Source organism: Mucilaginibacter sp. 14171R-50, assembly GCF_010093045.1.
GTDB lineage: Bacteria > Bacteroidota > Bacteroidia > Sphingobacteriales > Sphingobacteriaceae > Mucilaginibacter.
This window is the reverse complement of record NZ_CP048115.1, coordinates 4,394,604-4,411,639: the sequence shown is the minus strand read 5'-3', so window position 1 is coordinate 4,411,639 and position 17,036 is coordinate 4,394,604. Positions and strand designations below refer to the sequence as shown.

At 43.7% G+C, this 17,036-nt stretch carries 18 protein-coding genes; 4 read left to right on the top strand and 14 right to left on the bottom strand.

Annotation, left to right across the window (positions count from 1 at the left end):
• Positions 1–48 precede the first annotated feature (48 nt).
• The gene (gene dprA / locus GWR56_RS19940; protein WP_162432950.1) at positions 49–1,149 is read left to right on the top strand and encodes a DNA-processing protein DprA; all 1,101 of its coding nucleotides are present in this window, start codon (positions 49–51) and stop codon (positions 1,147–1,149) included.
• 68 nt (positions 1,150–1,217) lie between these two features.
• On the opposite strand, the gene GWR56_RS19935 is transcribed toward dprA, so the two are convergent.
• The 9 genes from GWR56_RS19935 to sppA all read right to left on the bottom strand — a co-directional run bounded on the left by GWR56_RS19935 (position 1,218) and on the right by sppA (position 9,843).
• Complete coding sequence (locus GWR56_RS19935) at positions 1,218–1,697, bottom strand: histidine phosphatase family protein (RefSeq protein ID WP_162432949.1); 480 nt, start codon at positions 1,695–1,697, stop codon at positions 1,218–1,220.
• Positions 1,698–1,760: 63 nt separating this feature from the next.
• Positions 1,761–2,366 carry a porin family protein gene (locus GWR56_RS19930; protein ID WP_162432948.1) on the bottom strand — a complete coding sequence of 202 codons (606 nt, stop codon included), beginning with the start codon at positions 2,364–2,366 and terminating at the stop codon, positions 1,761–1,763.
• A gap of 59 nt (positions 2,367–2,425) precedes the next feature.
• Entirely contained in the window at positions 2,426–3,394 is a 969-nt protein-coding gene (locus GWR56_RS19925; protein ID WP_162432947.1) for a glycosyltransferase family 9 protein, read from the bottom strand.
• A 106-nt stretch (positions 3,395–3,500) separates the two neighbouring features.
• Positions 3,501–4,004, bottom strand: coding sequence for a D-glycero-beta-D-manno-heptose 1-phosphate adenylyltransferase (gene rfaE2, locus GWR56_RS19920; protein ID WP_162432946.1), 504 nt, complete (start codon positions 4,002–4,004; stop codon positions 3,501–3,503).
• A 109-nt stretch (positions 4,005–4,113) separates the two neighbouring features.
• On the bottom strand, positions 4,114–4,668 hold the full coding sequence (locus GWR56_RS19915; protein WP_162432945.1) for a D-sedoheptulose 7-phosphate isomerase: 555 nt from the start codon (positions 4,666–4,668) through the stop codon (positions 4,114–4,116).
• Positions 4,669–4,710: 42 nt separating this feature from the next.
• Positions 4,711–5,703 carry a D-glycero-beta-D-manno-heptose-7-phosphate kinase gene (gene rfaE1 / locus GWR56_RS19910; protein WP_162432944.1) on the bottom strand — a complete coding sequence of 331 codons (993 nt, stop codon included), beginning with the start codon at positions 5,701–5,703 and terminating at the stop codon, positions 4,711–4,713.
• 75 nt (positions 5,704–5,778) lie between these two features.
• The gene (locus tag GWR56_RS19905; RefSeq protein ID WP_162432943.1) at positions 5,779–7,458 is read right to left on the bottom strand and encodes a DNA polymerase/3'-5' exonuclease PolX; all 1,680 of its coding nucleotides are present in this window, start codon (positions 7,456–7,458) and stop codon (positions 5,779–5,781) included.
• Positions 7,459–7,531: 73 nt separating this feature from the next.
• Positions 7,532–8,041, bottom strand: a complete 510-nt coding sequence (locus tag GWR56_RS19900; RefSeq protein ID WP_162432942.1) for a hypothetical protein — start codon at positions 8,039–8,041, stop codon at positions 7,532–7,534.
• A gap of 14 nt (positions 8,042–8,055) precedes the next feature.
• Positions 8,056–9,843 carry a signal peptide peptidase SppA gene (sppA, locus tag GWR56_RS19895; RefSeq protein WP_162432941.1) on the bottom strand — a complete coding sequence of 596 codons (1,788 nt, stop codon included), beginning with the start codon at positions 9,841–9,843 and terminating at the stop codon, positions 8,056–8,058.
• Positions 9,844–9,925: 82 nt separating this feature from the next.
• Between sppA and folK the strand changes: the two genes are divergently transcribed.
• Positions 9,926–10,405, top strand: coding sequence for a 2-amino-4-hydroxy-6-hydroxymethyldihydropteridine diphosphokinase (gene folK, locus GWR56_RS19890; protein WP_162432940.1), 480 nt, complete (start codon positions 9,926–9,928; stop codon positions 10,403–10,405).
• A 23-nt stretch (positions 10,406–10,428) separates the two neighbouring features.
• Positions 10,429–10,806: an Hpt domain-containing protein gene (locus GWR56_RS19885; RefSeq protein ID WP_162432939.1), complete on the top strand. Its 378-nt coding sequence runs from the start codon at positions 10,429–10,431 to the stop codon at positions 10,804–10,806.
• Between the two features lie 125 nt (positions 10,807–10,931).
• Here the strand turns inward: GWR56_RS19885 and purS are convergent, their stop codons facing one another.
• The 3 genes from purS to rho all read right to left on the bottom strand — a co-directional run bounded on the left by purS (position 10,932) and on the right by rho (position 13,681).
• A complete protein-coding gene (gene purS, locus GWR56_RS19880) occupies positions 10,932–11,189 on the bottom strand; it encodes a phosphoribosylformylglycinamidine synthase subunit PurS (RefSeq protein ID WP_162432938.1) in 258 nt (85 codons plus the stop codon).
• A gap of 36 nt (positions 11,190–11,225) precedes the next feature.
• On the bottom strand, positions 11,226–11,966 hold the full coding sequence (gene pssA / locus GWR56_RS19875; protein ID WP_162432937.1) for a CDP-diacylglycerol--serine O-phosphatidyltransferase: 741 nt from the start codon (positions 11,964–11,966) through the stop codon (positions 11,226–11,228).
• Positions 11,967–12,055: 89 nt separating this feature from the next.
• Positions 12,056–13,681 (bottom strand): transcription termination factor Rho, encoded by a 1,626-nt coding sequence (gene rho / locus GWR56_RS19870; RefSeq protein ID WP_162432936.1) that lies wholly within the window; start codon positions 13,679–13,681, stop codon positions 12,056–12,058.
• A gap of 259 nt (positions 13,682–13,940) precedes the next feature.
• On the opposite strand from rho, the gene pyrF reads away from it, so the two are divergent.
• Entirely contained in the window at positions 13,941–14,771 is an 831-nt protein-coding gene (gene pyrF / locus GWR56_RS19865) for an orotidine-5'-phosphate decarboxylase (protein ID WP_162433269.1), read from the top strand.
• 81 nt (positions 14,772–14,852) lie between these two features.
• Here pyrF and GWR56_RS19860 read toward each other — a convergent pair whose 3' ends face one another.
• Together GWR56_RS19860 and GWR56_RS19855 are read right to left on the bottom strand one after the other, a co-directional pair.
• Positions 14,853–15,386 carry a pyridoxamine 5'-phosphate oxidase family protein gene (locus GWR56_RS19860; protein ID WP_162432935.1) on the bottom strand — a complete coding sequence of 178 codons (534 nt, stop codon included), beginning with the start codon at positions 15,384–15,386 and terminating at the stop codon, positions 14,853–14,855.
• A 249-nt stretch (positions 15,387–15,635) separates the two neighbouring features.
• Positions 15,636–17,003, bottom strand: coding sequence for an exonuclease domain-containing protein (locus GWR56_RS19855; protein ID WP_162432934.1), 1,368 nt, complete (start codon positions 17,001–17,003; stop codon positions 15,636–15,638).
• Between the last annotated feature and the right edge of the window lie 33 nt (positions 17,004–17,036).

Genomic DNA, 17,036 nt, shown 5'->3' with positions numbered 1-17,036 from the left:
AAATGCTAATTATTTTAGGAAATTTTATATTTTAGACGACCGAAGCTTATGTCGTTACAACACCAGGTTGCCTTAACATTTATTAAAAGTATTGGCTGTACCCATGCCAAAAGCCTTGTAGCGCATGCGGGCAGTGCGGAAAATGTGTTTAAAACGCCAAAGGCTAAATTTCTTAAGATATCCGGCATAGGCGAAAAAATTATCAAGCAGATAGATTTTGACGATGCCTTGCGCAAAGCCGAACAGGAGTTAAAATTCCTCGACAAGAATAACATCGACGTAATATTTTATACAGATAGCCGCTATCCGCGGCGGCTAAAGGGCTGTCATGATTCGCCGGTTTTACTATATAGCAGGGGCAATGCTAACCTAAACCCATACCATTGCGTAAGCATTGTTGGTACGCGCAACGCTACCGATTATGGCAGGCAGCTTTGCAGGCAACTGGTTGAAGAATTGCAGCAATACAACGTGTTGGTAGTAAGTGGCCTTGCCCTGGGCATTGATGTCGCCGCCCACAAAGAATGCCTTAAACAGGGTGTACCTACGGTTGGCGTGTTAGGTCACGGGCTTGATAAATTATACCCGCATCAAAACAAAGGCACCGCCGAAAAGATGCTGGAGAATGGCGGTTTGTTGAGCGAATATCCATCGGGCACTATCCCCGACAGGGAAAATTTTCCGCAGCGTAACCGTATAGTGGCAGGTATGGCCGATGCTACCATTGTGGTAGAGGCAGGGCTAAAAGGTGGCGCGCTAATAACCGCCGAAATAGCTAACAGCTATAATCGCGACGTGTTCGCGTTTCCGGGAAGGCTGGGGGATGAGTATTCTGAAGGCTGCAACTTTCTGATTCGCAATAATAAAGCGGCTTTGCTTACCTGCGTTGCGGACCTGGCTTACAGCCTAGGTTGGGAAAAGAACACTGACATTAAAGCTGCACCCGAGCAATTATTGTTACCAATAGACCTATCGGCTGAGGAACGGGCGGTGTACGAAATTATCAGGCAGCATAACCAGGCACTTGCAATTGACGATTTGGCCATTAAGGCAAATATGCCCATGAGCCAGCTGGCTATGACGTTGCTGGATATGGAGTTGCAAGGCTTTATCCGCTCGCTTCCGGGTAAGATGTATAAGGTGAATTAAGTCTCGAGTTTTTAGTCTTAAGTCTCAAGTCGGTTTATACTACAGACTAAAAACTTAGAACTTTCGACTTAAGCCTTGTTCGGCGTATCGTAATGAACAAGTTTGCCGCTTCCTTCAAAAAGTTCTTGCCAGCTATCTGCATCAAATTCAATTAGCGCTACCGCGCAAGGCGGTACCTCTTTTATAGCACCGCTTAAATAATAAAGTACCTGGCTTATACCGGGGTTATGGCCCACAATGGCGACGTAGTCTTTATCATTGGGCAGTTCGCTTATCACCTTTAACAGTGTGTTTTCGCTGGCATCATAAATATCTTTGTTGGTGATGGCTTGCTGCAAGCCTAACACCTGGCTAAAAACATTTGCTGTTGATAAAGTACGCAGGGCGGGGCTTGCCATCATCATCCCGGGTTTTATACCCGCGGCAATTAACCTGGCAGCCATCAATTCGCATTGCTTAAAGCCCTTGTCGGTGAGGGGCCTCTCAAAGTCGCTATACCCGCTTTCGTGTGTGGCTTTGGCATGGCGAATCAACAATAGTTTTTTCATTTCCTCTAAAATAAAAAAAGAGGAACGCATGTCCCTCTTTTTTATAAATATTGTTTTTTCTGATTAGAATTTAAATCCTACAGAAACACCGAATACACGGTTTTTTGTTGAAAATGAACTTTCATTGGTTACGTTAGATAAGCCAAGATCGTAGTTAACGCCAAGAATAAAACCGTTGCTAAATTCAAAGCCGGCAATACCATCCAAGCCAAAATCGGTTCTTTTGATATCGTCAGGACCATCGCCAAAAGTAACGTCTGCGTTAACATTTAAACCGGTGCTTGTTACTTTTCCTGATAAGCCATAACCTACATATGGGCCTGCACCAAAATAAACTTGGCCAAATGTAGCGGGTATATGATAAACCACATTTACAGGAACCTGCAGATAATAGGTTTTAATTTTGGTTACGCCGCCGTTACCGTCATCACCTTCACCACCTTTACCCATATAGTTTAAAGCTGGTTGCAATGATACGCTACCGAATTTAAAGTCGGCAAACACGCCTGCAGCAAATGTGGTGGTTGAATTGGATGTAGCGGTTATGTTACCGTCTGAAGCAGAAAGTTTAGCGAAGTTTACACCGCCCCTGATACCGAAACTTGGTGCTTGAGCAAACGCTGTCGAAGCTGCAAATCCGCAGCAAATGAATAGTAAAAATTTTTTCATGAAATAATAAGATTTATGTTTCGGCAAAAATAATCTTTTTCCTGAGAAAAAATTCTCCGCTAAATAATATTTACAAAGGTTGCAATGGGTTTTTCCGGTATATTGTACATGCATTTGAAATGACCAAGCGGGCATTTTTCTAACCCGAACTTTGAACAGGGGCGGCAGCTAAGCTCTATACCGGCAACCATCGCGTTTTTCACCATATAAGGCTGAACTCCAAGCAGCTCAGGTACGGTACCGCCCCATATGGATACAATTGGCCTATCAAAAGCTTCGGCAATGTGGGTAAGGCCCGTATCAAAACCGATAATACTTTGCGCTTTTGATACCAGGAAAACCGATTCGTCCAACGTTGTTATCCCGCAGGCGTTATGCACATTGTTTCCAACCGCCGCGGCTATTTCATCGCCATTTACCTTAACATCCATACCCCCTAATAATACTATAGGATAGTTAAGCTGTTTGCAAAGGCTGATGATCTTTTTATTGGGCATACGTTTGGTAAAGTGCGTAGCGCCTATAACAAAGGCTACATAATTGTTTTGGTGCGATGCTGGCAGCAGCGCCTGCAGCTGGTGATCTTGTTTAATATAATAATCTATCGGGCGGCCATCATTGGTAACCCCTAAAAAGGCTACAGCCTTTAAATAACGGTCGACAAGGTGTACCGGTGGCACAAGCTTTATATTAAGCTTTAAGCTCAGCCATTTACGTATGGTTTGTTTTTTATAGGTAGACGATTTTATACCGGTGCGTAGTTTGATAATGGCGGTACGCAGGTTATTGTGCAGGTCGATAATGTAGTCGTAACGCTCCGATTTGATATCGGCGATCGTATCTGATAGGTTTGGTTTTAATAACAGTAGCTTATCAACATAGGGGTTATTATCGTAAATGTATTTAAATGCGGGTTTGGTAATAAAGTGTATCTCGGCATCGGGCAGTTGCGTTTTAAGGCAACGCACAACGGGGGTGGTATAAATAATATCGCCCATTGAGCTGAAACGGATTACCAGTATCTTCATTAAGAATAATTAGTGATTTAGTGAGTATCGAGGGTTAAGTGGTGAGTGGTTGAATAATTGACTACTAAGTAGCGTATACAAATGGTAACCACTAACTATTCACCATTTAACCACTCACCATCCTTATTTTGTTGATGATATTAGTGGATGAATACCCCTCAACCAATGTAATGGTTTTAACCTCGCCGCCATTGGCCAACACTTCTTTCGCGCCGGCAATATTGTCAACCGTATAATCTGCCCCCTTTACCAGCACATCAGGCGATAGTTGTGTTATTAACTCTCGGGGGGTATCCTCTTCAAATAAAACAACTGCATCTACAAAAAACAAAGCGGCTAACAGGGCTGCGCGGTTGTTTTGATCATTAACCGGGCGATTTTCGCCTTTTAACCGTTTGACTGATGCATCGGCATTTAAACCAATAACCAGTTTATCGCCCAGTTCGGCAGCTTTGGAAAGATAAGTAATATGCCCCAGGTGCAGCAGATCAAATACGCCGTTTGTGAAAACAACTTTTTTACCCTCGCTTTTCCAGGTGATAATACGCTCCTTTAGTAGCGGCAGGGTGGTTATTTTATCAAGAAGTGTTTTTTCAAGATTGTGGCGCATGGTATAATGATTATCTCAACCCGAATTAAACGAATTTGATAAAATTACAGAATAAGTGACGAAAGTATATCTTGAAATTCGTTAATTCCTAAACCCATATTCGGGCCGATTAATACGCATCATCCACAGCCTTACACATAATGTGGCCGATAAGGATGTGCATTTCCTGGATACGTGCGGTAACATCAGATGGGACAACGATGTTCAGGTTGCATACGCTATTCATTTTACCACCATCCCGACCTGATAAACCAAGTGTTTTGCAACCTATTTTACCTGCGGTTTCAAAGGCGTTTAAAATACCCTGGCTGTTGCCGCTCGTTGATATACCGATAAACAGATCGCCGGGTTGGGCCAGCGCTTCAACCTGGCGCGAGAATACATGATGGTACCCATAATCGTTAGCTATGGCCGTAAGCGCAGATGTATCAACCGTTAAAGCTATGCCGGGCAGGGCTTTACGCTCTTTTACAAACCGACCGCTAAGCTCGGCGGCAATATGCTGTGCATCCGCGGCGCTGCCGCCGTTACCGGCAATTAAAACCTTTTTACCATCTTTTAATACCGAAACCATAGTACGACAGGCCAATTCAATATCGCCAGACAGGTCCTCTATAACCTTTTGTATTAAATTACGATGTTCATATAATTCTTCAAGTACCATCTCTTTATTTCGGATTTCGGATTTTTAATTTCGGATCTAAAATTAGTGTTTAGAATTTCTAACCTCTATATCTTCCAGTATTTCATCAACCGTTGTTACGGCGCTGCCGGTTTGCCTTATTACGATGGCCGCGGCATGGTTTGCCAGTTCGCAGGCTTCTTCTACATTTAGGCCCTGCGCCATAAAATAAGCCATTGCCGCCAGCACGGTATCGCCCGCACCGGTAACATCAAAAACCGAAGTGGCCTTTACAGGCAGCAGTTTATAAGCCAGTTCGCTGATAATAACCATGCCTTGTTCTGATAGGGTTACCACTATATATTCGGCCCCGGTTTGTTTAATAATAATACGGGCGGCCTGCTGCAACTCATCTATATTGGTAATTTTTTCTGTTTTTGCCGCCTCGGCAAGTTCTTTACGGTTGGGCTTTATAATATAAGCACCTTTATACTTGCCATAGTTAAGCCCTTTAGGGTCAATAACTACTTTTTTGCCCATGCGCCCGGCTTCTTCAATAAGTTGTTGGGCAAGCGCTTCAGAAAAAAGGCCTTTGTTGTAATCTGACAAAACCACAATATCCGCCTGGCCTATGTTGGTTTTTATACGCTCTAAAAAACGGCCTTGCAAATCCTCATTTAACGGATTAGTTACTTCCCTGTCTACGCGGACCAACTGGTGGCTGCCCGCCATTACGCGTGTTTTTATAGTGGTAGGGCGGGTGCTGTCTTTAAAAATGCCCTCAGCGTTAATGCCTTCAGCCGTTAAAATGGTTGTCAGGCGTTCGGCATCCGCATCGTCGCCGGTAATACCTGCCAGCGATACTTTTGCGCCAAGCGCTAATAAATTTTGTCCGACATTAGCAGCGCCGCCGGGCGTGGTAAACTCGTTTTTTACGTTTACTATAGGAACGGGGGCTTCGGGCGACAGCCTAGTAGCATCGCCTATAATATAGTGGTCTATCATCAGGTCGCCTATTACCAAAATGTTTGGCACCGTGCCCGACTGCTGAAGCTTGCGTACTTTATCTGTTAACATTCTGTTGTGTCATTGAGTCATAAGGTCATCGCCTTGTTCAGTCTTTGACTGACTTTCGGACTTTCCGACTTTCGGTTACCGACCTTCTCTTTTCTTTTTAAACACCTCGGTTACCTCTGTTATAGATAACGCGTTTAAGCACATATCTTTTGTTAAACCACCTTTACGGGCAACATTTATGCCATAGTACATGTCGTGGAACCCGGCATTACGGTGCGCATCGGGGTTGATGGATAACATTACACCTTTATCAAGCGCGTATTGGTGCCAGCGCCAGTCAAGATCAAGCCTTAACGGGTTGGAGTTTATTTCTATCACCACATTATTGGCAGCGCAAGCATCAATAACTTTTTTATGGTCGATATCGTATCCTTTGCGGCTAAGCAAAAGCCTGCCTGTTGGGTGGCCCAAAATGGTAGTGTAACGGTTTTCGATAGCTTTTATTAATCGGGCGGTAGCCTTATCCGCCTGCATCTTCAGGTTAGCGTGTATAGATGCCACAATAAAATCAAAGCGTTTTAATATTTCATCCGGGTAATCCAACGATCCATCGTTCAATATATCCGATTCGATGCCCTTAAATATGTGAAAGCCCTCCAGTTTTTTGTTTAGGTGATCTATCTCTTCATGCTGCTGTAAAACCCGCTCGATACTTAAACCCTTGGCATAAAACGCGCTTTTGCTATGGTCGCTGATGCCTAAGTATTCCAGCTTAAGCTCGTCGCGGCAGTATAAGGCAATTTCTTCCAGCGTATTTACGCCGTCGCTCCAGGTGCTGTGATTATGCAAAGTGCCTTTCAGGTCGTGGTAACTTATCAGCGTCGGCAGGTTGTCCGCTGCAGCTTTCTCTATAAAAGACTTGCCTTCGCGCAGTTCAGCAGGCATCCACGCCAAGCCGGCTTTTTGATATATAAGCTCTTCTGTTTCAGGCAATTCAAGCGGGGTATTTATCCGCGCTAACACAGCATCTACGTGTTCCGTATCGCCTGTATTTATAAACAGTTCGTAGTAATAATTTGCTTTGTCAACGCATATAATATCAACCAGCAAACCGTTATTTAACTCGGCCGAAATATGGGTGCCACTAAGGGTTACATTTTTTAGGGTATCTAATTCAGCAAGTGCCTGGTAGGCTATTTCCTGGTTCAGGCTGCCCACTACAATAACCACCTCGCTTATTATCGGGCTGCGGCGGCGAAACTCTCCTGCAATGTGTTTTAACGCATCCGGAAAGATACCGCGTATCTCTTCCATCAGCGCCTTCACCTCTTTCACTACCTGGGCATACAGAAACTTACCGTTTCCTGCCATCCTGAACTCCAAAACCTTTATGATCTCTTCCTGTGTTTTTAAACCGAATCCTTTGGCTTCGATAAGGCGGTTCTCGTTACAGGCGTAATAAAGTTCGCCAACGTTCTCAATCCCCAACTCTTTCCAGATGATGGCAACTTTTTTTGGGCCTATGCCTTTTATGCCCATCATTTCTATGACACCATCAGGCGTTTGGGCAAGCATTTCCTGGAGTTCGGTCATGGTGCCGGTCGCTAACAGTTCGGCTATCTTGGCAGCAAGGCTTTTTCCTATACCATCTATCTTCTCTAATTCGCTTACAGTTTTGCCTGCCAGCGGAAATGGCAATTTATCAACCTTAAAAGCAGCATTAGCTATCGATTTTATTTTGAAGGGGTTAACCTCGTGCAATTCCATCAATTGCGATAGTAAGCGAAGCGCGCGCGCGATGGGTTTGTTCTCCATAATTTAGTTGTGGCGTAAAAATACAAAAGCCGCCCGTAATAGTTGGTTTTATAATTGCTATTCTGTTAATACCTTAAACGGAGTACTGTTTCAATACTTTTCTTTCCATTTTGGCATCCGGCCAAATTTCTATTTTATAATAATCTTCACCTTCATCGCCATCAACAGAAGCTAAGTTACAGGAATATATCCTTACGCGATAAAGCCCTATTTCAACGCGTAGTTCTAATTCGACGTTTGAGTTGGGGCAATCCATTATTTGAATAACGCCTGATTTTATCTCAATCCCTGCTTCAACTATATGATCGTATTCATCCAAAATAGTTGTATCGTTTGACGAGTTTAAAAGGTATACTTCTCCTTTAACAGGCCCATAGCATTCAACGCCTACACCTAAAATTCCATCCTCAACTGCAAGCCTTTCGGTAAATGCTTCAGTTGTCCAAAATTTGTCAGAATTGGTGGCGCCCCCAGCATCTTTGTCGGTTATGTAAAATTGGTTATACGAGGTATAAAAATCAATCTGATGTTTCATGGTTTCTAAAATAACAAAAGCCGCCCCAAAGGCAGCTTTCTCAATCAATATTTTTAATAATCTTATCTTATCACCACATCATAAGGCATACGCATTTGCGGGGTGCGCATCATTTTGGTAACGCCTTTTATTTGTTCGTAATAACGGTAGTTATCGCCAAGCTCGGCTTTTACAAAATGGGCTTTCACTTCGGCTGTTAAGCCTTCGCCAAATCTGTTCAAGAAGCTTTTTTGCTCGGGGTAGCTTACTATTTTATATTCTTTAACACCGGCTTTTTTAGCTGCAGATTGTATAGCGTCGTTAATATTGCCCAACCTGTCAACCAAGCCATTTTGCAGGGCTTGCGTACCAGTCCATACACGGCCCTGGCCAATGCTGTTTATATAAGCCTGCGTTTTACCGCGGCCGGCCGCCACTGCTTTTGTAAAATCATCATAACCGCGGTTAACGCTGTTTTGCAGTATAAGTCTTTCTTCGGGGGTTAGGGGGCGGCTTACATCGCCAAGGTCGGCGAATTTGCCCGTCTTTACACCATCAAAGGTAATACCCAGCTTATCATTAAACAGTTTTTGCATATTGGGCAGCACGGCAAAAATGCCTATCGACCCGGTGATGGTATTAGGCTCGGCTATAATAGAATCGGCCGCGCAGGCTATATAATAGCCGCCTGATGCAGCCACATCGCCCATAGATACAATAATAGGTTTCACTTTTTTAGTAAGCATTACCTCGCGCCATATCACGTCAGATGCCAGCGAACTGCCTCCGGGCGAATTTACGCGCAGCACCACGGCTTTTACATTGTTGTCCATCCGTACTTTTCGCAAAGCCTTTGATATGGTTTCAGATCCGATGCTGTTATCATCGCCGTTTCCACCCGAAATTTCACCCGATGCATACACAATAGCTATCCGGTTTTTGTAGCTTACATCCTTAGGGTCGGTATCTGCCCTGGTGCCGCTTTTCACATAATCGTTAAGGTCAACGCTCGCCATATTATTTTTTTCCTGGAGGCCGGTACGTTTTTTCAGGTCAGATAGTATTTCGTCCTTATACTTTAAGCCATCAACCAACTTATATTTCAAAGCGTCTTCGGGTTGTTGTATACGGCCGCTATTGGCATAATTAAACAACGAATCTTTGTTGATATTGCGGCTTTTGCCTATTCCTGTAAGGAAATGATCATACATCGAGCCTAAATATGAAGTTACCTGTAAACGGTTGGCATCGCTCATTTTAGTTAACACCAATGGCTCAACGGCGCTTTTGTAAGTACCAACCTTGATGATCTGAGCCTGGATCCCTAGCTTATCAAGAGCGCCTTTCAGGAAGGTGATCTCTGAACTGAAACCCCTGAATTCGAAGATCCCCTTTGGATTAATGTAGACCTTATCCGCCACCGACGCCAGGTAATAGAAGCCTTGGGTGTAAATTTCTGAGTAGGCGATAACAAATTTCTTAGATTTTTTGAAGTCGATAAGCGCGTTACGTATTTCTTCGGTAGTGGCCTGGCCACTCATCATATAGCTCTCGTCCAAAAAGATGCCTTTAATATTAGCGTCCTTTTTGGCTTTTTTGATGCACGCCAAAATATCGTTCAAGCCGATAGCTTTTTCGCCGTCAAAGCCTAAAAAGCTCAGGTTAGCAAGCGGGTTATTTGGTGTGCGTTCGCTTATAGGGTAATCAAGCTTGATATGCAGTACAGAATTAGCGTCAACGTCTACCGCTTTATCACTCCCGGCTGATAGGATAAGCCCCGATAACAGTATAAAAAACAAAAAGAAAAGGATAATTGAGGAAATAATGACGCCCAAAACACTGGCCAATACAAATTTGAAGAATTGTTTCATTAACTGTTATAAATGATCTATATATGCAAACTTAGCGATTCGCATATTATTAAGAGCCTTAAGCGCGATATTTGTTACAACAATGATTAATGTTTTTTTATTACTGGGCAGCAATCTTGGAGATCGTAATGTGTTTTTGCACAAGGCAATAGCATGCATTGAGCAGGGTATAGCGCCGGTGGTTGATAAGTCGGCAGTTTACGAAACACAATCGTGGGGCAAAACCAACCAGCCCGACTATTTAAACCAAGTGATTATGCTGCAAACCAATTTACCGGCACAACAGGTTTTAGCAAAAATATTGCACATCGAAACCGTGCTGGGGCGCAGCAGGGAAGAAAAATGGGGTTCGCGCACTATTGATATTGATATTTTGTTTTATGGTGACGAAGTTATCAACCAGCCCAATCTTATCGTTCCGCATCCGCAATTGCACAATCGCAGGTTTACCTTAGAGCCTTTAGGAGTGCTGGCGCCTGGTTTAATACACCCCGTATTAAATAAAACAATTTTGGAGCTGAAAAGTGATCTAAAAGACGACTTGATTGTAAAAAAATTATAATTTTGATTTGATAAACCTTTATAATGTCTGATAATTTACCAACTCAAGACCTCGATCTTTCTTTCCTCTATGAGATAGCCGATGGCAGCGATGAATTTATTGTTGATTCGATAGGCATGTTTTTAGAGCAAACACCGCAGCTGCTGGATGCCATAAGCATGGCTATAAACACAGGCGATTGGGTAGTTGCGGCGCAATCGGCCCATAAACTAAAGCCAAACCTGGGCTTTTTTGGAATGCCGTTAAGCCAGGCCAATATACAGGAAGTTGAACTTGCCTGTAAAGCCGGCGGTGCAAACCCTGCAGAGATAACTGCTAAATTTAACACAGTTAAACAGGTTGTAGAAAACAATCTTATAGCACTTGAAAAAATAAAAAGAGAAAAGGAAGCGAATTTATAGAAGTCTGGAGCCGAAAGTCTGAAGTCGGAAAGTATAGAAAAAGGGAAAGGCAAAATCATATGTGATTGCCTTTCCCTTTTATGTTTATAGATATTAGCCCGTTAAACAGACTTTCGACTTATAACTTAAGCAACTTCCACCAGCTTAAAGCTGTAGCTTTCCATGATTAGGTTGGCTAAAAGGTTTTTACAGGCCTGGTCAACTTTTGCACTGGCAGTTTCGGCGCTCTCGGCATCAATCTCAAGCGAAATATGTTTACCAATACGTACATTTTGTATCTCAGATAAGCCCAGGTTTTTCATGCTGCCGGTAACTGCCTTTCCCTGTGGGTCAAGTATCTCTTTTTTGGGCATTACATCAATTTCGGCCAGGAATTTTTTCATCAGGTGTTTTTGTTAAAGAACGGTAATAATAAGGGCTTAATAATTTTTTTTGTGGCCGCTCATTAGGGTACCGTCTGCAAATTTTAGTTGAATTAACGATAGGGTGATATACATTACTATAACCACCGGAACTGCGGCAAATTTAAAAAATAGTATGAGTATTGCCGAAAACAGCAGCAATAAATAACGATAAAAGTTTTTGTTAAAATCGCGGTTCTTAAATTTAAGCGACATCAACGGAATTTCGGCAACCAGAAGTGTACACATCACCACAATAAACAGCGACAGTCCATATGGGTTTAGGATATAGCGCGAGAGGCCATTGTATTGTGCAAGTATCAATGGTATAGAGCCTATCAGTATTGCATTTGCAGGGGTAGGCAGGCCAATAAAGCTTTCGGCCTGGCGGGTATCGGTATTAAATTTAGCCAGGCGTAATGCCGAGAATACCGGGATCAGAAATGCTATAAAATTAAGGTACTCGCTTACATGATCAATTTGCGGCGCGCGCAAAAGCAACTCATACATTATGGCTGACGGTAGCACGCCAAAACTCACCATATCTGCCAGCGAATCAAGGTCTTTACCGATTCCCGAAAAGGATTGCAGCACACGCGAGGCGAAGCCATCAAAAAAATCGAAAATAGCTGCCAGGAAAATGGCATAGGCGGCAAAAACAAGGTTATCCTGAAAAGTAAAAACAATGCCAATGCAGCCACTGAACAGGTTTGCACATGTAATAGCGTTTGGAAGATGTTTTTTAACCCGTCGCCTCATAATGTCATGAAGGTATCATAAATTTTACAAAAACCAAAGGAGTTATAATTAACCTTACGTTATTTATAACTCCTTTTGATGTAAATATATTATGAATTCATGGATATCAAAAATTCTTCGTTGGTACGGGTACCTTTTATCTGCGCCTGTAAAAACTCCATTGATTCCTGCGAGTTCATATCGGCAAGGTGGTTGCGCAGTATCCAGATGCGCTGCAACGTGTCGCGGTCAAGCAACAGGTCATCGCGGCGGGTGCTTGACGCGGTAATGTCAATAGCCGGGAATATACGTTTGTTTGAAAGTTTACGATCCAGTTGTAACTCCATGTTACCCGTACCCTTAAACTCTTCAAATATAACCTCGTCCATTTTAGACCCGGTTTCAGTAAGGGCCGTAGCTATAATGGTTAGCGAGCCGCCATCCTCAATGTTACGGGCCGCGCCAAAAAAGCGTTTCGGCTTGTGCAATGCGTTGGCATCAACACCACCCGATAATATTTTGCCCGATGCAGGCGCCACCGTATTATAGGCACGCGCCAAACGAGTGATGGAGTCTAACAGGATAACTACATCGTGGCCACACTCTACCATACGTTTTGCTTTTTCTAACACGATATTAGCAATTTTTACATGTCGCTCCGCAGGTTCATCAAAGGTTGACGACACTACTTCTGCACGCACGCTGCGGGCCATATCAGTAACCTCCTCGGGGCGTTCATCTATCAATAATATGATCAGGTACACCTCTGGGTGATTTTTGGCTATCGCGTTGGCAACATCCTTCAGCAACATGGTTTTTCCCGTTTTTGGCTGCGCCACAATTAAACCGCGCTGGCCCTTCCCAATAGGCGAAAACAGGTCCATAATACGGGTGGAGTAGTTGCCCGCATCAGTAAACAAGCTCAGCTTTTCAGAGGGGAAAAGTGGCGTTAAGTGGTCAAAAGGTACCCGATCGCGCACTTCGGCAGGTATGCGGCCGTTTATAGCCTCAACCCGTACCAGCGGGAAATATTTTTCGCCCTCTTTTGGCGGGCGTATACTGCCGCGCACCGTATCGCCGGTTTTTAACCCGAACAATTTAATCTGCGATTGCGATACATATATATCATCGGGCGAGGTAAGGTAGTTATAATCTGACGAGCGCAGGAAGCCGTAACCATCGGGCATTATTTCTAACACGCCCTCGTTAACAATTACGTTATCAAAATCAAGATTAACCGCTGGTTCCTGGTTTTTAGGCTGGTTTTGATTAGCGCGGCGATCAAATTTTTGCGGGCGGCTTTCTGCAGCAGGTTGTTCCGGCTGTCCGGCCTGCTCCGTTATTTCGCCTGTTTCTGCTACTTCTGCAACACGGGTTGCTTCGGGGGTAGCGGCATTTTCGTTATCGTCGGTTAACGGCTCGTCATCCTCCTGGTTAAAAAGGTTAGTGTCATCCAAAGGTACTTCTACGCGTGGTTGGTCTTTAGTTTTCACAGAGCGTACACGTTTCCGTGTTTTCTCGATATTTTCGGCGGCTGCAACAGCCGGTTTTTCTGCATAATTATTTTCAACAGTGGCTTGCTGGTTTCTTGCGGCTTCTATCAATTGCTGCTGCTCAACAATTTTACCTATCAGCTGTGCTTTTCTAAGCTCATCTGCCTCTGCAATACCTAAACTTTTAGCAATTTCGCGCAACTCAGATACGAGTTTGTCGTTCAATTCGATTGTATCAGACATGATATGAATTATAGTTCAAAAGGATTTTTTATATGAAAGTTGTTTTGTGAAGCCCTGATTATGCAATTACTAAGCCCAGGTAATGTATTAGCTAATAAATAACGTGGAGATCAAAATTGTTTCTTTAGTGCAAGAAATAATGCAGGAAAACACTGCAATTTTAACGAAATTAAATTACAATGCAAATTTATTAAAAAAATAAGCTGTTAAGTTTAATTTTTTAGTTTTGCTGCACCATAACAAATTCAAAATCTACATGATATCACGTGCCCAGCTAATTGAACAGATCAAACAAAAAAAGTCGTTTTTATGCGTTGGGCTTGATACGGATATCGACAAGATCCCGGAGTTTTTGAAGCAATACCCCGACCCGGTATTTGAGTTTAACAAACGCATTATTGATGCTACAAAAGATCTGTGCATTGCCTATAAACCCAACGCTGCCTTTTACGAAAGTCGCGGTTTAAAGGGCCTGCAAAGCCTTATCAGCACGGCACAATACCTGCCAAAGGATATTTTAAGTATTATTGATGCCAAACGGGGCGATATCGGCAACACATCGGATAATTACGCCAAAGCCTTTTTTAACGAGGAAACGTCGGGTATGGGCTTTGATGCTATTACTGTAACCCCTTATATGGGCAATGATAGCGTTACCCCTTATTTGAAGTACGACGGTAAATGGGTGATCATCCTGGCGCTAACTTCGTCGGTAGGGAGCAAGGATTTTCAGTACCTTAACACAGGCGACGGCTACCTTTACGAAACCGTAATAAAAAAGGCAAATACCTGGGCCGGTGCCGACAGACTGATGTTTGTTGTTGGCGCTACAAAAAGCACGGAGTTTACCGATATACGCAAGCATGCGCCCGATAACTTTTTACTGGTTCCCGGCGTTGGTGCGCAGGGTGGCAGCCTGGAGGATGTTTGTAAGTATGGTATGACTAAAGACTGCGGCCTTATTGTAAACTCATCGCGCGGCATCATTTATGCAAGTAACGGCGAAGATTTTGCCGATGCTGCCCGTGCCGAAGCATTAAAACTGCAGCAACAGATGCAGATAGAGTTACAAAAAGCGGGGGTAATATAAGAGAATCAAGATCGTAAGAATCAAGAGTCAAGATTTGCTTATAGTCCTGACTCTTGACTTCTTGATTCCTGCTTCCATTAATTACACTTCCAATTTCCCTTCTATCGAATCATCAAGCGTTTTGCCGATAGCGGCCCCTACCAGTTGTTTTACGAATGCTACGGCATTGCCGTGTTTGTTATCCCAATAGTAGCCTTGTGTTGGCGATACCTTTATCACCGATATCCTCGGGTCGTCCTCGCCTTCGGTAAACCAGGTTTTTAGGATAGGTTCCCATAGTTCTTTAATTTTTTCTTTATCCTCGGTTATTTCGGCAATGCCGTAAACGGTCAAAAAGTCGGAGTACTTAGATCCCTGGAACAATAACTGCACCATTGGGTCCTGCGCTATTTCGGCGTTTTTGTGGCTGTCGTTTGCGCTCAGAAACCACATATCGCCATTGTCGTCAACCTTTTGCGGCGACATAGGGCGGGTAGAAAAAGGCAGCCCGGTTTTAATATTGCTGCAAAAAAAGCAGCTTACACCTTCGGTCATTTCCTTTAGTTTTTTCCAGGCCTCGTTTCCTTGTAAATTCTCAAAATTATCTTCGGGTTGGTTTTTGTTAATGCTGTCCATAGTTATTATACGTTATGAATTATTAACCTGAGAGCAATTTATTTGTTTTGAGTTTATTAGTTGAAAAAGTTGTATGAGGTGGAAGACTTGTACAGGTTATACAGTAATCTTGCGCTCGTCTGCGACGAGTGCTTAATATGGTAAGGCGATTTTATCGCCACCACCAATTGCGTCGCAGACGCTGAACAATTTTAAGCACTCGTCACAGACGAGCGCAAGTGATAGCGAGCAAGTATAATGACAAAGGATTTACACCGAAAAACTCACCTTACGCTGCGGGAACCTGTCGGCGTAACCGGTTACAATATTGCGGATATAATCGTTACCCGGGTAGGGGGTTAAGTAATTTTTAAGCGCCTGGATATTATCGGCGTCATAGTAATGAGATATATAGCCCATGCCATAAAAGCGGCCGTCTTCGATGAGTATGCAGCTATGCTCGTCATCGGTACGGCCTTCGTCGCGTATAGCAAAGGTTGGCAATGCTTTCTTCAGCTCGTTAAGCGCGCCTTGTATACGCTCGTTATATACGTTGGGTAGTTCGTGGCCCTCGCAGGCGCATGCCCCCACGTTGGCACCGTTACATGGCTGATCGTTTTTTTGGATAAAGCACAGCTTAGGGCAAAGGCCATAAGTATCAATCAGGTTTAAGAGCAGGTTTCGCCCCTCGTACAGCGAATTGCAGGCATAAACTGCCGGCATATACTTGCGGTGTTTATCAACGACCAGGCGCATGTATCCGCGCTGATCTTCAAAAACGTACAGCCCGTAGGTGTTTTCAAACCGCTTTAACGACCGGTTATATTTTGGCCAAAGGCGTTTTATTTCCACCGCTTCTAACACAAAGGCAACCAGTTCGGTGCCGCATACCTGGTGGCTGATATGGTAAATATTTTTCAGGAACTCCTGCCGCTGTGCATTAGGGTTGTTGCCGGTAAAATGGCTGCATACCCTTTTGCGGATGTTTTTTGCCTTCCCTACATAGATCACCTTACCCTTTTGATCGTGAAAATAATATACGCCGGGAGTATTCGGCAACGCTTCTATATCGGCTTTGGGCAGATTGGCAGGCAGCACCTGCTCTTTGCTGTTTTGTTTTAAAGCCTGGGCAATATGGTTGTTGGTATCGCTTTTTAGGTACAAACCGAACAATTGCGCGGTAGCCTCGGCATCCCCCATGGCACGGTGGCGGCTATTGTTTTGGATACCCAGGTGCGTACAAAGCTTACCCAAGCTGTATGACATCAGCCCAGGCATAATTTTACGACCCAAACGTACGGTACAAAGTTTATTGGCGTTTAAATCGTAACCCGCAGCGTTAAGGTGATAACGCAGAAAAGAGTAATCGAAATTTACGTTATGGGCCACAAATATCTGGCCTTTCAGCAAATGATATATTTCATGTGCCACATCCTCAAAAACAGGGGCGGTTTGCACCATTTCGTTAGTGATACCTGTTAACGCGCGGATATACACCGGGATATCACGCTGGGGGTTTACCAGCGTTTCAAAGCGGCGGGTAACCTTTTTGCCGTCATGTATACAAATAGCAATCTCTGTAATGCCATTAGCGCTGGCATGCCCGCCCGTCGTCTCGATATCTACAATTGCATACATGGTTTCAAATATAAAACATTTTTGCTAATAATA

Bases quoted from the DNA above. Each gene is read 5' to 3' on its own strand.
- dprA (WP_162432950.1), top strand. From the start codon at position 49: ATGTCGTTACAACACCAGGTTGCCTTAACATTTATTAAAAGTATTGGC.
- GWR56_RS19935 (WP_162432949.1), bottom strand. From the start codon at position 1,697: ATGAAAAAACTATTGTTGATTCGCCATGCCAAAGCCACACACGAAAGC.
- GWR56_RS19930 (WP_162432948.1), bottom strand. From the start codon at position 2,366: ATGAAAAAATTTTTACTATTCATTTGCTGCGGATTTGCAGCTTCGACA.
- GWR56_RS19925 (WP_162432947.1), bottom strand. From the start codon at position 3,394: ATGAAGATACTGGTAATCCGTTTCAGCTCAATGGGCGATATTATTTAT.
- rfaE2 (WP_162432946.1), bottom strand. From the start codon at position 4,004: ATGCGCCACAATCTTGAAAAAACACTTCTTGATAAAATAACCACCCTG.
- GWR56_RS19915 (WP_162432945.1), bottom strand. From the start codon at position 4,668: ATGGTACTTGAAGAATTATATGAACATCGTAATTTAATACAAAAGGTT.
- rfaE1 (WP_162432944.1), bottom strand. From the start codon at position 5,703: ATGTTAACAGATAAAGTACGCAAGCTTCAGCAGTCGGGCACGGTGCCA.
- GWR56_RS19905 (WP_162432943.1), bottom strand. From the start codon at position 7,458: ATGGAGAACAAACCCATCGCGCGCGCGCTTCGCTTACTATCGCAATTG.
- sppA (WP_162432941.1), bottom strand. From the start codon at position 9,843: ATGAAACAATTCTTCAAATTTGTATTGGCCAGTGTTTTGGGCGTCATT.
- folK (WP_162432940.1), top strand. From the start codon at position 9,926: ATGATTAATGTTTTTTTATTACTGGGCAGCAATCTTGGAGATCGTAAT.
- GWR56_RS19885 (WP_162432939.1), top strand. From the start codon at position 10,429: ATGTCTGATAATTTACCAACTCAAGACCTCGATCTTTCTTTCCTCTAT.
- purS (WP_162432938.1), bottom strand. From the start codon at position 11,189: ATGAAAAAATTCCTGGCCGAAATTGATGTAATGCCCAAAAAAGAGATA.
- pssA (WP_162432937.1), bottom strand. From the start codon at position 11,966: ATGAGGCGACGGGTTAAAAAACATCTTCCAAACGCTATTACATGTGCA.
- rho (WP_162432936.1), bottom strand. From the start codon at position 13,681: ATGTCTGATACAATCGAATTGAACGACAAACTCGTATCTGAGTTGCGC.
- GWR56_RS19860 (WP_162432935.1), bottom strand. From the start codon at position 15,386: ATGGACAGCATTAACAAAAACCAACCCGAAGATAATTTTGAGAATTTA.
- GWR56_RS19855 (WP_162432934.1), bottom strand. From the start codon at position 17,003: ATGTATGCAATTGTAGATATCGAGACGACGGGCGGGCATGCCAGCGCT.